Origin of the sequence: Paenibacillus sp. HWE-109 (genome assembly GCF_022163125.1) — a bacterium.
In the GTDB taxonomy this organism is placed as follows: domain Bacteria; phylum Bacillota; class Bacilli; order Paenibacillales; family NBRC-103111; genus Paenibacillus_E.
Genome location: NZ_CP091881.1, coordinates 6,770,001 through 6,782,968, shown reverse-complemented (window position 1 = coordinate 6,782,968; position 12,968 = coordinate 6,770,001). Strand labels below are relative to the sequence as shown.

Here is a 12,968-nt window from a genome sequence, read left to right as displayed (position 1 = left end):
TGGGAGGTTTTAAAGTTGAACGTAATTTTTATGGGGCCTCCTGGTGCAGGCAAAGGTACGCAGGCAGAGAAAATCGTTAATGAATTTCAAATTCCTCATATTTCAACTGGAGATGCTTTTCGCTTGGCGATGAGCCAAGGAACACCACTTGGTGTTGAAGCCAAAGGTTATGTGGATAAGGGACTTCTAGTTCCGGATGAAATCACGAACGGTATTGTGAGAGAGCGACTTGCTCAACCAGATTGCGACAAAGGCTTCTTGCTTGACGGGTTCCCGAGAACCGTTGCTCAAGCAGATGCGCTTGCTGAAATCGTTGAATCCTTGGGTAAAAAGATTGAGATTGTTATTAATCTTTCCGTTGATCGCAGTTTCTTGCTTGCTCGACTAACCGGCCGAAGAATTTGTAAATCCTGTGGTGCTACGTATCATGTAATCTTCAACCCACCAAAGCAAGATGGCGTATGCGATAAATGTTCAGGTGAGTTGTACCAACGATCTGATGATACGGAAGAGAAAGTCGGAACACGTTTGGATGAATATATCAACAAAACGGCTCCGCTGCTGGATTACTACCAAAAGAGGGAATTATTGCGTGAGGTTAACGGGGAACAAGACATTCATGCGGTAACCGAACAAATTAGCTCACTGCTACGAGGTCTAGCGTAATGATCATTTGTAAGTCCGAGGTTGAACTAGACCTAATGCGAGAAGCTGGTCGTATCGTAGCCGAAACGCACCGCTTATTGGCAAGGGCGATTCGTCCGAACATTACAACGAAAGAACTTGATCAGATCGCAGAGGAATTCATTCGCAGTCAGGGAGCGATTCCATCTTTTAAAGGCTATAACGGTTTTCCTGGAAGCATTTGTGCTTCAGTCAACGAAGAATTAGTTCATGGTATTCCTGGTCCAAGAAAGCTGGTTGAGGGCGATATTATCAGTATTGATATCGGTGCTCAGTATAAAGGTTATCATGGAGATTCTGCTTGGACTTATCCTGTTGGAGAGATTTCAGAAACGGCCAAACGTTTGTTAGCCGTGACCGAAGAATCCCTATACAGGGGCATAGCAGAGGCTAAACCGGATACTAGACTCTACACGTTGTCGCATGCAATCCAAACTTGTATTGAAGACGCAGGCTTCTCCGTGGTTATAGAGTATGTCGGTCACGGTATCGGAACGGATCTTCACGAAGAACCCCAAATTCCGAACTACGGTGTTCCTGACAAAGGACCTCGTCTCAAACCAGGCATGGTCCTAGCCATTGAACCCATGGTGGTTGTTGGCGAAAGATATGTCCAAACACTCGAAGACGATTGGACGGTTGTCACTTCGGACCGTACGCTGTGTGCTCATTTTGAACATACGATTGCAATTACGGCAGCCGGTTATGAAATATTAACTTTGCCTAGATCGTAGGTGATGATGTGTGGATAGGTTGATTCCCAAAGTGGGTCAAATCGTAAAGGTGCTTCGCGGTAGAGATCCCGGAGAATATGCGGTCGTGATTGGCATTGTAGATGAGCGTTTCGTCTGGCTTGCAGACGGCTATCATCGCAAGTTCGATCAACCAAAGAAGAAGAACCTGAATCATCTTCAATTACAAGAAACGATTAGCAGCGAAGTGGAGTCCAGCATTAGGGAAACAGGTCGTGTTACTAATGGGAAGTTGCGCTTCGCAATTGCCAAATTCGTTGAACTTATGCAAGATGAAGCACAAGAGAAAGGAGAATGACTGTGGCCAAAGAAGATGTAATTGAAGTAGAAGGTACAGTGATTGAACCTCTTCCGAATGCAATGTTTAAAGTTGAATTGGAAAATGGTCATAAAATCCTAGCCCATGTATCCGGAAAAATCAGAATGCATTTTATCCGCATTTTGCCTGGAGATAAGGTTACCGTAGAATTATCGCCTTATGATTTAACACGAGGCCGTATAACCTACCGTTTTAAATAAATGTTCGGCTTAGATGTAAGTTACTCTCTCAAGGCGTATGCTTACGAAGCAAGTTTTCTAACGAAAACGCAACATGGTGCTTACGATTGCAAGATTTCTTGAAGAAATCTTAAAGGAGGGCTTAAAATGAAGGTAAGACCGTCAGTAAAACCGATTTGCGAGAAATGCAAAGTTATTCGCCGTAAAGGTAATGTAATGGTAATTTGTGAAAATCCTAAGCATAAACAAAAACAAGGTTAAAAGGAGGTGCAATCTGTAGATGGCACGTTTAGCTGGAGTTGACTTACCTCGTGACAAACGAGTTGTAATCGCGTTGACTTACATTTTCGGTATCGGCACTACAACTGCTCAGAAAATTATCGCTTCGACAGGTATCGACGGCAGTACTCGCGTTCGCGACCTTACGGAAGATGAAGTGAGCAAAATCCGTGATGTAATCGACAAAACCCTTAAAGTAGAAGGCGACCTTCGCCGCGAAATTTCCCTAAACATCAAACGTCTTATCGAAATCGGATCCTACCGTGGTCTTCGTCACCGCCGTGGTCTTCCTGTTCGTGGACAACGTACTAAAACTAATGCTCGTACACGTAAAGGTCCTCGTCGTACGGTAGCTAATAAGAAGAAATAATAAAGGGGGTTAGAGCTAATGGCAAAACCTAAAAAAGTCGTCCGTACGAAACGTCGTGACCGGAAAAATATTGAGACTGGTGTGGCACACATCCGTTCAACATTTAACAACACGATCGTAACGATCACGGATCCGCATGGTAACGCAATTTCTTGGGCAAGTTCAGGAAACCTTGGATTCAAAGGTTCCCGTAAAAGTACTCCTTACGCAGCGCAAATGGCAGCTGAAAAAGCAGCTAAAGCAGCTATGGAGCATGGCTTGAAAACTGTTGAAGTTATGGTTAAAGGACCAGGAGCTGGCCGTGAAGCAGCAATCCGCTCTTTGCAAGCAGCAGGTCTTGAAGTAAACCTGATTAAAGACGTGACTCCGGTTCCTCATAATGGCTGCCGTCCTCCAAAACGTCGTCGCGTATAATTCAGGATCACTTTGTAGTATAATTATCCTAAAATCGTGAATAATGGTTGGAAGGATAGGCATACTATAGAATTTTGAAGCGAAGTATCCAGAGGGAAACGACGTATTGAATGGAGGGTACATTTCATGATCGAAATCGAAAAGCCAAAAATAGAAACTGTAGCATTAAGTGAAGATGGCGCTTATGGTAGATTTATCATTGAGCCGTTGGAACGTGGCTATGGTACAACCTTAGGTAACTCACTACGTCGTATCTTACTGTCCTCTTTACCCGGGGCAGCAGTAACCTCTGTCCAAATCGATGGCGTTTTGCATGAGTTTTCAACGATTCCTGGCGTGCTTGAGGATGTAACGGAAATTATCCTCAACCTGAAAGGTCTTTCGTTGAAAATTCACTCCGATGAGGAGAAAGTGCTTGAAATTGATGCTGAAGGAGAAGGCAACATCACGGCGGCTGATATTCGCGGTGATAGCGATGTGGAGATCCTTAACCCGGATCTGCATATTGCTACCTTATCTCCAGACGCGCGTCTTCATATGAGGATTCATGCGGGCAGAGGTCGCGGTTATGTCCAATCGGACAAAAATAAGCATGAAGAGCAACCAATTGGTGTAATTCCGATTGATTCGATCTACACGCCTATTACCCGAGTAAACTACAGTATTGAGAATACTCGCGTCGGCCAAGTGACTAACTATGATAAGTTGACCCTCGAAGTGTGGACCGATGGAAGTATTCGACCAGAAGAAGCAGTGAGCTTGGGTGCCAAAATCTTAACGGAACATTTGAACTTGTTCGTCGGTTTGACGGATGAAGCCAAGGACGCTGAGATTATGGTGGAGAAAGAAGAAGATAAGAAAGAGAAAGTTCTAGAGATGACTATCGAAGAACTTGATCTATCCGTTCGTTCTTATAACTGCCTCAAGCGCGCAGGGATTAACACCGTACAAGAGCTTATTACCAAAACAGAAGAAGACATGATGAAAGTTCGGAACTTAGGTCGCAAATCGCTTGAAGAAGTTCAAGAAAAGCTCGAAGAGCTTGGTTTGGGTCTTCGTACCGAGGAATAGTCTTGTCAGAAGGAGGTTAATTCAATGAACTACAGGAAGTTGAACCGCGATTCCAGTAATCGTAAAGCATTATTCCGTGATCTGGTAACAGATCTGTTCATACATGAACGCATTCAAACTACAGAAGCAAAAGCAAAAGAACTTCGTTCTATCGCTGAGAAGTTAATCACTCTTGCGAAACGCGGAGATCTGCACGCACGCCGTCAGGTAGCTGCTTTTGTTCGTAGAGAAGCTGCAAACGAGAATCAAGATGCGATTCAAAAACTGTTCTCCGATTTGGCACCTCGTTACTCCGAGCGTCCAGGTGGATACACGCGTATCCTTAAACTGGGTCCACGCCGCGGTGACGCAGCACCAATGGTTTACCTAGAGTTAGTAGATCGCGCATAAAACGGATGGGAAAGGGTGGACGGAATCGACTTCGATTCTGGTGAAGCCCTTTTTTTGCAGTCTATGCCCGCTCTCTCTAGGCTGAGTTTAGTTTAGGCTAAACACGGAGATGGGAAGGATGACTCATGGAGGAACAAGCCTTGAGAAATCTACGTTTTACCATTAGTTATGATGGTACGGCTTATTCTGGCTATCAGATTCAACCCAGGGCAGACACGATTCAGTATCGGTTAGAACAAGCTGTTCTGTTGTTGACAGGTGAGACGGTGAAAGTCATCTCGTCTGGGCGTACAGATGCCGGTGTACACGCGAAAGCTCAAGTTATTAATTTCACCACGAACTCCAAGATACCCGTGGAACGGTGGTGTTTAGCTCTTAATGCTAGACTACCCAGGGATATTGTTGCACATACCGCGGAAGAAGTCCCTCCTTCCTTTCATTCTCGCAAAGCCGCGAAGCGCAAGACTTACTGCTATACGATTCGCTCGGCGCGCTTCCCTGATGTCTTTCACCGCAACTATGAATACCATCACCCTACGCATTTAAATGTGGAAGCCATGAGAGAGGCGCTCCCTTGTTTGCTAGGAGAGCATGATTTCACTTCGTTTTGTACGGTGAGAACGGATAAGGAAGTTAAGGTGAGAACTCTCTATGAGGTTCGAATGGAGACAGAAACCGATGAGTTGTCAGCAACAGGCAAGGTTGGCAGAATCCGTTTAATAGTGACGGGCAATGGCTTCCTGTATAACATGGTTAGGATCATCGCAGGGACGCTGATTCAGATCGGTGAGGGTAAGAGACCCAGCAGCGATATGCAGCGAATTCTCGAAGCCCAGGACCGCGCAGAGGCGGGCCCTACGGCCGAGGCCATGGGATTAACCTTATGGAAAGTCGAGTATTAAAAAGCCTCAAATACTACTTGATTCTTAACGATCTTTCGTGTAAAATATAACTTGGCGTTTCGTGATCGGCTACCCCACAGCCCCTGATCCTTAACAGCCATTGAAACCATCCATCACGAATGTAAGTTAACTATGATAACGATGTTATTGAGATATATTTTTAGGAGGATTAAGCATGCGCACCACATATATGGCTAAGCCAAATGAAGTAGAGCGTAAATGGTTTATCGTTGACGCTGCAGGCCAAACACTTGGCCGTCTTGCAAGTGAAGTTGCTAGCATTATCCGCGGTAAGCACAAACCGGAGTTCACTCCACACGTAGATACTGGCGATTTTGTTATTGTTATCAATGCTTCACAAATCAAGCTAACTGGTAAGAAAATGCAAAACAAATTGTACTACCGTCACTCCCTATACCAAGGTGGTTTGAAAGTGACTACAGCTCAGGATTTGCTTAACAGCAAGCCTGATCGCATGATTGAATTTGCAGTACATGGTATGCTACCTAAGAACCGTCTTGGCGACAGCTTGAAAACTAAGCTTAAAGTCTACGGTGGAGAAGAGCATCCGCACCAAGCACAACTACCAGAAGTCTGGAATCTTCGCGGTTAATATAAGGAGGAACGTTTCGTGGCACAAGTTCAATATTATGGAACGGGTCGTCGTAAACATTCGGTAGCGCGCGTGCGTTTAATACCGGGTGAAGGACGTATCATTATCAATAAACGTGATCTAGATGAGTATTTCGGTCTAGAAACTTTGAAGCTGATCGTTAAACAACCATTGGCACTTACTGAAACTGTCGGTAAATACGATGTTCTAGTACTTGCAAATGGCGGCGGAATCAGCGGACAAGCTGGCGCAATTCGTCACGGGATTTCCCGTGCATTGCTGAAAGCTGATCCGGAATACCGTGGATCCTTGAAAAAAGCAGGATTCTTAACACGTGATTCCCGTATGAAAGAGCGTAAAAAATATGGATTGAAAGCCGCTCGTCGCGCTCCTCAATTCTCCAAACGTTAAGAAACTGCGCTTATGGCGCTCAAGAGAACCTTTCTGGCATTATGCTGGAAAGGTTTTTCTTTTTGTCTGAAATTCCTGTCTAGATTGTACGTTTTCACTGATTATTGTGAAGTTTATACCAAAATGATAAAAAGTCATTGACAGCAGAAAGAACTCAGCTATAATTAACTTATAAATCATACGATATCACTCGGGATTAAAACATGGAGGTTATAACATGAATCTTTTTGAAAAGGAAGCCTTTGTATCGAAAGCTGCGGAAGAATTCGAAAATCAGTCACCGGAAGCTATTTTGAGATTAGCCGTAGATACTTTTTCAAGTTTGACACTTGCTTGCAGCTTCGGCGCTGAAGATGTTGTGCTTGTGGATATGCTGCAAAAAATCAGTCCCAATGTAGATATTTTCTACTTGGATACGAACGTTCATTTTGATGAAACTTATGAAACCAGAGATCGTTTAGAGAAGCATTACGGGACTAAATTCGTGCAAGTACTGCCTAAATTAACGCTTGAGGAGCAAGCGGAGAAATTCGGCGATGAGCTTTGGAAAACAGATGCAAACCAATGCTGTAATATACGTAAAGTGGATCCGCTAACGGATATTCTCAAAAATTATGACGCCTGGATTACTGGTATTCGCCGTGATCAGGCACCAACTCGTGCCAACGCCAAGAAAGTGGAGTATGACGTGAAATTTGGTCTGATCAAATTCAATCCATTAGCTAGCTGGACTACGGAAGACGTATGGAATTACATTCGTGAGAATAATGTTATCTATAATCCATTACATGATCGCAATTTCCCAAGCATCGGTTGCACACACTGTACGCGTCCTGTTGCTGAGGGTGAAGATCCGCGTGCGGGGCGATGGGCAAGTATTGAGAAAACAGAATGTGGACTTCACAAATAATTTTTGAACTGGATTTTGGAGAAACGAAGTCTGACGATATTTCTGCTCAGGTGTAAGCGAGGTATATTTGTCCACCCTGTCCCATATAGATGATACAGAGTCTATGGGGAACAGAGGTGGATTTTTTATGCGCAAAAGAAAGAAGAGGTTGGTCGTTTGGCTGACTTTTAACAGTAGTCTTAAGCTTGTCCTTTCGACCTTGTTGGTCGCTCTGGTCGTATTCATTTATGCCTATGAGCTGCCGGCAACGAAAACGTGGTCAGAGTGGAACTTGCCTTTGTCGGGCAAAACGATTGCCCTGGATGCGGGGCATGGAGGTCCGGATGGTGGTGCTTCGAGTAAAGATGGGGTTATCGAGAAGGATATTAATTTGGCCATCACATTGCAGCTGCGCGATTATCTGCAGCAGGCAGGAGCGCTGGTTGTGATGACCAGAGAGACGGATATGGATTTGGCTGAACCAGGGACCAAAGGATATAGCAAGAGAAAGACGGAAGATCTTCATAATCGCGCTGATATGATCAATGAGAAGAACGCGGACATGTTCCTGAGCGTCCATTTGAACAGTATTCCCTCGCCCAGATGGAAAGGCGCACAAACGTTCTACTATGCGAACAATCCCAATAACCCCAACTTAGCCTCGCTCATTCAGCTTGAATTGAAGCGAAATCTAGAAAACACGGATCGTGTCGCCAAGCTGGCGGACAAGACGGTGTACTTATTAAAAACGCTGAAAATTCCAAGCGCGCTAGTTGAAGTGGGATTTCTTTCCAATCCGGAAGAAGCGAGATTACTGGCTGACGAGAAATATCAGAAGAAGGTCGCTGCTTCCATTTATCAAGGGGTATTGCGATATTTTGCTGGAGAAAAAGTGGGTTCCTAATCAGAATGTGATATAATGAAAGCCACAAATACGATGTCTGAATAAAGGTGTGGTGTGGCTATGATAACGAAGGAACAGCTATTAGAAGCGTTGAAACCTCTTGCGGAACCTTTTTATAACAAAAGTGTTGTTGAACTTAATTTGGTTAGAGATATCTTGTTTAATGGCGAGAATGTATCTTTGAGCTTGATTGTTACGTCAGAAGATGAGGCTTATAAAGAAAAAGCCAAATCCTATATAGGGCAGACACTTGAGAAATTGGGTGTAGCCCAAGTACATATCAGATTTAGACTAATGACGGATTATGAACGCAATCAAATCACCAATAATCAGGCTCCGACCCCTTCAACAGAGTCGAAACCAAATCAACCTGTACAACCACCGATAGATCAGCCTATTTTGGGAGAAGCTTCTACGGTTGAGTTTATTGCCATTGCGAGTGGTAAAGGCGGGGTAGGGAAATCGACAGTAACCGTGAATTTGGCCGTTGCCTTAGCGCGGCAAGGTAAGAAGGTAGGCATCATAGATGCGGACATATATGGTTTCAGCATTCCGGATATGATGGGGATTGAGGAACAGCCCAAGCTTGTCGAGAACGTCATTATACCGGTTGAGAAATTTGGTGTTAAAGTCATTTCAATGGGTTTCTTCGTGCAGGATAATGCCCCTGTCATTTGGCGCGGACCTATGCTTGGCAAAATGCTGCGCAACTTCTTCAATGAAGTCAGCTGGGGGGATGTAGAGTACATCCTGCTTGATTTGCCGCCAGGTACAGGCGATGTGGCACTCGATGTGCATCAACTGATCCCTCAAAGCAAAGAAGTTATCGTAACGACTCCTCACGCAACAGCCGCCTTTGTAGCCGCGAGAGCGGGGGCTATGGCTGTTCAGACGAATCACGAAATTCTGGGGATCGTCGAAAATATGTCTTACTATGAGAGTAAGGATGGAACGAAGGATTATGTGTTTGGTAAAGGCGGCGGAGCGAAACTTGCTGAAGATCTGCATAGTGAGCTGTTGGCGCAAATTCCACTAGGAGCACCTGATAATCATATTTCCGAGATTGATTACTCGCCTTCCGTGTACAAGCAGGATTCCAAAACAGGTCAGCTATACCTGGAAATGGCCGCGAATATCATCAGCAAACTGGAAAAATAGAATAAAGGGCATTCGGAGATGATCCGGATGCCCTTTTTTTTATTGAGAATCGGAGGAGCCTGAATCTTTTTTCTTCTTCTTGTCAGCCTGCTGCTCCGTGTCGCCAGAATCGGATTGACTTTTCTCATCTTTTTGCGCATCATCACTGCCTTTGCCGCCGCCGCTTGATTTCTTTTCGGCGCTTTTGGCGGTTGGCATTTGTTCGGCTTTACTTTGCTGCGCAATGGCGGATTTAAGAAGTTCTACCATATGTGCTCGGAAAAGAGGGCTCTGAATTGATTCTTCCATCACCGTCATCATTTGTTGGCGGTAGGAAGCTGTCTTCATGACATCAAGAACCATTTTCTCGTAATCCGGATTCTTCATCACTTCTACGAGTGATTTTTGATATTCAGGGTCTTTTAACAGCTCCTTGAACATCTGTTTGGTTTCCTTCTGAATCGCTTTGGCGAAATCGCCAGCGAACTGGGGATCCTTCATCATGTCCGTAAGGAACATATTATTTTCCTTGGCTGTCAGGACGTCCTTGACGGCCATTTGCAGCTGTAAGGACTCATTGGCCGAAAGCAGTTTGATCTGTGACTGACCGGCTATGCCATTGGCGCCTACGTCGCCATTCATAATGCTGCGGTTGGCTGCGCTGATCGCCTTTTTACCATCGTCCGATTTCAAAATATCAAGCACCATGGTCTTCTGTTCTTTGTACGTATTAGCTTGCGATTGACCTTGTGATGAATTATCAGACCCACACGATGAGAGAAGCAAAGCGATTGAAATGAACGGCAAGACCTGCAATTTTCTTAACCTGCTAATAATCATAAAAGCATGCTCCCTTCCCTAGCTTAATATTGTTAGTATGTGTGGTTAGGGACATATTATTAGGCAGTTTCATTGGCTTTTTATCTCAAACGTTGGTACAATTAACAATTAGAGTTGAAGTGTGGAGGTAATGATCTTGACGTTGCGTAAATGGTTTCACTTATTTTGGACAACACTACTATTAGGAATCATTGTATCTATAGGTATTGGTCTCATTTTACAATATTCCGACAAAGAATTTTCGGTCATGGGGTTATCAGCTGTTGGTTTTAATGTGTTAAATATGCTGCTGGGCGGGGCGACAATCAGTGTCTTGAGTCAAATGGGCTTTTTTGCCTACTTGATCGTAAGGTTTATTGTCGCGGGCATTATCAAATCCAAGACAGTCTGGGATTTATTGCAGCTAGCTATTGTGATTGTCGTATTATTTGACCTGGTGTACCTCCGAATGACGAATTTTGAAGGGACGGGCACTGTCTTTAGTTATATAGTCTTGCCTGTTATTATTCTACTTATTTCGTTAGGAGTTGCTTATTGGAAAGTTAGATTAACGAACCGCAATGCGTTCATTCCGACCTTGTTCTTTATGTGCGCGGTATCTGTATTGGAAGCCGTTCCAGCTCTGAAATTAGATAATGCAGCATCTAGCTTGTTTATGTTAGCCCCATTGCTTGTATGCAATGCATGGCAAATCCTGATTTTACATAAAATATTAGAAAACAAAAAGAGCTAATAATCTTAGCTCTTTTTTTTATTGCATTTGTTATCGCTTTTACTGGATTTGCTTCATGGCACGGTCTTCAACGGGCGTCGTTTCTACTTTCGTTTGCTTGATTAACTCGCTGACAGTAACGAATTCGTAACCCTTGGATTTCAATTGATCGATGATGACGGGCAAAGCTTCATGTGTTTGTTGGGAGGAGTCGCTGGCATGCAATAGGACGATGTCGCCAGGATGGGCTTTGGTTACAACGCGATTGATAATCGTATCTACCCCTTTATTCAGCCAATCCTGAGAGTCAGTATCCCATTGAATCACGGAATAGCCCAGATCATCTGCAATACGCAGGACACGTTTGTCGAAATCCCCGTTTGGCAGTCGGATCAAATTCGGCTCTTTTCCGATTAATTCTGTCAAAATTCCATGCGCTGTGGTGATTTGTTTGCGTATTTCTTCGTCACTAAGCGTGCTGTAGTTATCGTGTTTATTCCCATGGCTGCCAATTTCGAAACCGCTTTTCTTGATTTGCTCGACGATCTCAGGGTGATCCTTGCTCCAGGGCGAGGAAAGAAAAAATGTGGCATCCTTCACCCCTTTGTCTCTTAAAATTTTCAGAATAGGCTCTGCTCGCTTGTCTCCCCAAGAAATATCGAAAGTAAGCGCAATAGCCTTTCTCTCTGTTTGCACGCTATAAATAGCGGATGGTTCAGCAGTTGAGAAAACGGACACATTGCTTTGTTCTGAATAAACAATGGCGCCAGCGAACACGATGGCAAGTGCTATAAATACATATTGTTTAAATTTCCGGGCATTAACAACGAAAAAATAATTCATGAGCAGCGTGCACCTCCTTGTAAAACCTTTTCCCCATGGGAAAGGCTTGTATACTCTTTACTAAATAATGTATGCTCGTACACAGTACTTATGCTTCCGAAATTGGAGGAAATAGAAGATGACATTCAAACCATTGCTGCAACATTTTAAAGAAATGAAACATTATTTCATCGTAGTTGTCCTAGTCTTTGCATTCAGTTTCTATTTGGGCTGGTCGAATTCAAGTCAGTATTCACATTTCTTAGATGGACAATTGAAAGGGCTCAAAACCATCAGTCAATCTCTTAGCAATAAGGAAAACCCGCAACTGTGGTACTTTATTTTCATTTTTCTAAATAATGCGATTAAATCTGTCATAGTCGTATTTCTGGGTCTATTTGTTGGTGTGCTGCCGCTATTTATGTTAGTTGCCAATGGTATGATCCTTGGATACGTACTCTCCTTGCAGACCAATGAAAGCACGCTCTCTATTGTCCTCAAAGGTATTCTTCCTCATGGCATTATAGAAATACCGGTTATCTTGTTGGCCTGTGCTTATGGAATCAAATTAGGAATGTTGGTTTGGAAATCAGGTATACAACTCTTTGTTCCAGTAAAAGAAGGGGGCACAGCTCGAGCTGAACTAATCAAAGTGCTTCAGCTTACCAAGCCCCTCGCTGTGGTTATTGTTGTATTACTGCTGGTTGCGGCGATTATTGAAAGTACGCTTACCTACTGGTTGGTTCATTTGTAAAATTATTTCAGAAGCTTGTCATAAAAATGGCAAAATCTGAGCATAACAGTAAAGCAGTAGGGAGGGGGCAACATTAGTACCTGCCTTTTCCTTATACCAAACTGGTAGTGCCATAAATCTCTACAGTCGAGAGGGGTTTGGATGGATGTATGCTCGGATTTTTGTTCAATGAACGGGAATGCAGAGAGTTGGATTACGTGCTTCGCAAAGAATTAGATGAAATGTTATTCGATCTTAATGACAAAAGAATGGATCAAGAAATCAAAGGTGCCATAGAATCCAGATATAAAGTGATCTTTCGGATGTATGCTCGTTTAGCGTCACCAAAGGAAATATCCAAGTATGCAAGAAACCGCAATCATCAGGCTCAAAAAAAATAGAGGGTTAGTTCTTGACTTACCCTCTCTTTCTATGGTATTTTATAACTCGCCCCTTCGAAAAGGCGGACAAGCAAGACCTTTGTTGGACAAGAACTTCAAAGTTCTCGAAAATAAAACTTGCATTGTACCTAGACGCTGTGGTATAT

Annotated in this window: 20 protein-coding genes; 18 read left to right on the top strand and 2 right to left on the bottom strand. The window is 43.7% G+C overall.

Going from position 1 to position 12,968, the window contains the following annotated elements:
* Positions 1-15 precede the first annotated feature (15 nt).
* The 15 genes from LOZ80_RS28995 to LOZ80_RS28925 all read left to right on the top strand — a co-directional run bounded on the left by LOZ80_RS28995 (position 16) and on the right by LOZ80_RS28925 (position 9,335).
* Entirely contained in the window at positions 16-666 is a 651-nt protein-coding gene (locus LOZ80_RS28995) for an adenylate kinase (RefSeq protein WP_238167894.1), read from the top strand.
* Positions 666-1,418 carry a type I methionyl aminopeptidase gene (map, locus tag LOZ80_RS28990; protein ID WP_189018557.1) on the top strand — a complete coding sequence of 251 codons (753 nt, stop codon included), beginning with the start codon at positions 666-668 and terminating at the stop codon, positions 1,416-1,418. The genes LOZ80_RS28995 and map overlap by 1 nt, the downstream gene beginning before the upstream one ends.
* A 10-nt stretch (positions 1,419-1,428) precedes the next feature.
* Positions 1,429-1,734: a hypothetical protein gene (locus tag LOZ80_RS28985; RefSeq protein WP_443146984.1), complete on the top strand. Its 306-nt coding sequence runs from the start codon at positions 1,429-1,431 to the stop codon at positions 1,732-1,734.
* Positions 1,735-1,736: 2 nt separating this feature from the next.
* Positions 1,737-1,955 carry a translation initiation factor IF-1 gene (infA, locus tag LOZ80_RS28980; protein WP_009676800.1) on the top strand — a complete coding sequence of 73 codons (219 nt, stop codon included), beginning with the start codon at positions 1,737-1,739 and terminating at the stop codon, positions 1,953-1,955.
* Between the two features lie 126 nt (positions 1,956-2,081).
* Positions 2,082-2,195 (top strand): 50S ribosomal protein L36, encoded by a 114-nt coding sequence (rpmJ, locus tag LOZ80_RS28975; RefSeq protein WP_003333770.1) that lies wholly within the window; start codon positions 2,082-2,084, stop codon positions 2,193-2,195.
* Positions 2,196-2,214: 19 nt separating this feature from the next.
* Positions 2,215-2,583 carry a 30S ribosomal protein S13 gene (gene rpsM, locus LOZ80_RS28970; protein WP_145669519.1) on the top strand — a complete coding sequence of 123 codons (369 nt, stop codon included), beginning with the start codon at positions 2,215-2,217 and terminating at the stop codon, positions 2,581-2,583.
* A gap of 18 nt (positions 2,584-2,601) precedes the next feature.
* The gene (gene rpsK, locus LOZ80_RS28965; RefSeq protein WP_189018559.1) at positions 2,602-2,997 is read left to right on the top strand and encodes a 30S ribosomal protein S11; all 396 of its coding nucleotides are present in this window, start codon (positions 2,602-2,604) and stop codon (positions 2,995-2,997) included.
* A gap of 126 nt (positions 2,998-3,123) precedes the next feature.
* Positions 3,124-4,068 carry a DNA-directed RNA polymerase subunit alpha gene (locus tag LOZ80_RS28960; protein WP_029196443.1) on the top strand — a complete coding sequence of 315 codons (945 nt, stop codon included), beginning with the start codon at positions 3,124-3,126 and terminating at the stop codon, positions 4,066-4,068.
* Between the two features lie 24 nt (positions 4,069-4,092).
* Positions 4,093-4,458, top strand: coding sequence for a 50S ribosomal protein L17 (gene rplQ, locus LOZ80_RS28955; protein ID WP_079417964.1), 366 nt, complete (start codon positions 4,093-4,095; stop codon positions 4,456-4,458).
* A 140-nt stretch (positions 4,459-4,598) separates the two neighbouring features.
* Entirely contained in the window at positions 4,599-5,360 is a 762-nt protein-coding gene (gene truA, locus LOZ80_RS28950) for a tRNA pseudouridine(38-40) synthase TruA (protein ID WP_238167893.1), read from the top strand.
* A gap of 175 nt (positions 5,361-5,535) precedes the next feature.
* Complete coding sequence (gene rplM / locus LOZ80_RS28945) at positions 5,536-5,973, top strand: 50S ribosomal protein L13 (RefSeq protein ID WP_238167892.1); 438 nt, start codon at positions 5,536-5,538, stop codon at positions 5,971-5,973.
* 18 nt (positions 5,974-5,991) lie between these two features.
* Positions 5,992-6,384, top strand: coding sequence for a 30S ribosomal protein S9 (rpsI, locus tag LOZ80_RS28940; RefSeq protein ID WP_189018563.1), 393 nt, complete (start codon positions 5,992-5,994; stop codon positions 6,382-6,384).
* Between the two features lie 217 nt (positions 6,385-6,601).
* On the top strand, positions 6,602-7,294 hold the full coding sequence (locus LOZ80_RS28935; RefSeq protein ID WP_238167891.1) for a phosphoadenylyl-sulfate reductase: 693 nt from the start codon (positions 6,602-6,604) through the stop codon (positions 7,292-7,294).
* A 127-nt stretch (positions 7,295-7,421) separates the two neighbouring features.
* Positions 7,422-8,177, top strand: coding sequence for an N-acetylmuramoyl-L-alanine amidase CwlD (gene cwlD, locus LOZ80_RS28930; protein WP_238167890.1), 756 nt, complete (start codon positions 7,422-7,424; stop codon positions 8,175-8,177).
* 60 nt (positions 8,178-8,237) lie between these two features.
* Positions 8,238-9,335: an Mrp/NBP35 family ATP-binding protein gene (locus tag LOZ80_RS28925; RefSeq protein WP_238167889.1), complete on the top strand. Its 1,098-nt coding sequence runs from the start codon at positions 8,238-8,240 to the stop codon at positions 9,333-9,335.
* A 39-nt stretch (positions 9,336-9,374) separates the two neighbouring features.
* Here the strand turns inward: LOZ80_RS28925 and gerD are convergent, their stop codons facing one another.
* Positions 9,375-10,154 carry a spore germination lipoprotein GerD gene (gene gerD / locus LOZ80_RS28920; protein WP_238167888.1) on the bottom strand — a complete coding sequence of 260 codons (780 nt, stop codon included), beginning with the start codon at positions 10,152-10,154 and terminating at the stop codon, positions 9,375-9,377.
* Between the two features lie 136 nt (positions 10,155-10,290).
* Between gerD and LOZ80_RS28915 the strand changes: the two genes are divergently transcribed.
* Positions 10,291-10,887 carry a KinB-signaling pathway activation protein gene (locus LOZ80_RS28915; RefSeq protein WP_238167887.1) on the top strand — a complete coding sequence of 199 codons (597 nt, stop codon included), beginning with the start codon at positions 10,291-10,293 and terminating at the stop codon, positions 10,885-10,887.
* Positions 10,888-10,926: 39 nt separating this feature from the next.
* Here LOZ80_RS28915 and pdaB read toward each other — a convergent pair whose 3' ends face one another.
* Complete coding sequence (gene pdaB / locus LOZ80_RS28910; RefSeq protein WP_238167886.1) at positions 10,927-11,709, bottom strand: polysaccharide deacetylase family sporulation protein PdaB; 783 nt, start codon at positions 11,707-11,709, stop codon at positions 10,927-10,929.
* A gap of 118 nt (positions 11,710-11,827) precedes the next feature.
* Between pdaB and LOZ80_RS28905 the strand changes: the two genes are divergently transcribed.
* Positions 11,828-12,442 (top strand): stage II sporulation protein M, encoded by a 615-nt coding sequence (locus LOZ80_RS28905; protein ID WP_238167885.1) that lies wholly within the window; start codon positions 11,828-11,830, stop codon positions 12,440-12,442.
* A gap of 149 nt (positions 12,443-12,591) precedes the next feature.
* The gene (locus LOZ80_RS28900) at positions 12,592-12,822 is read left to right on the top strand and encodes a regulator of G-protein signaling domain-containing protein (RefSeq protein ID WP_189018578.1); all 231 of its coding nucleotides are present in this window, start codon (positions 12,592-12,594) and stop codon (positions 12,820-12,822) included.
* The last annotated feature ends 146 nt before the right edge of the window (positions 12,823-12,968 follow it).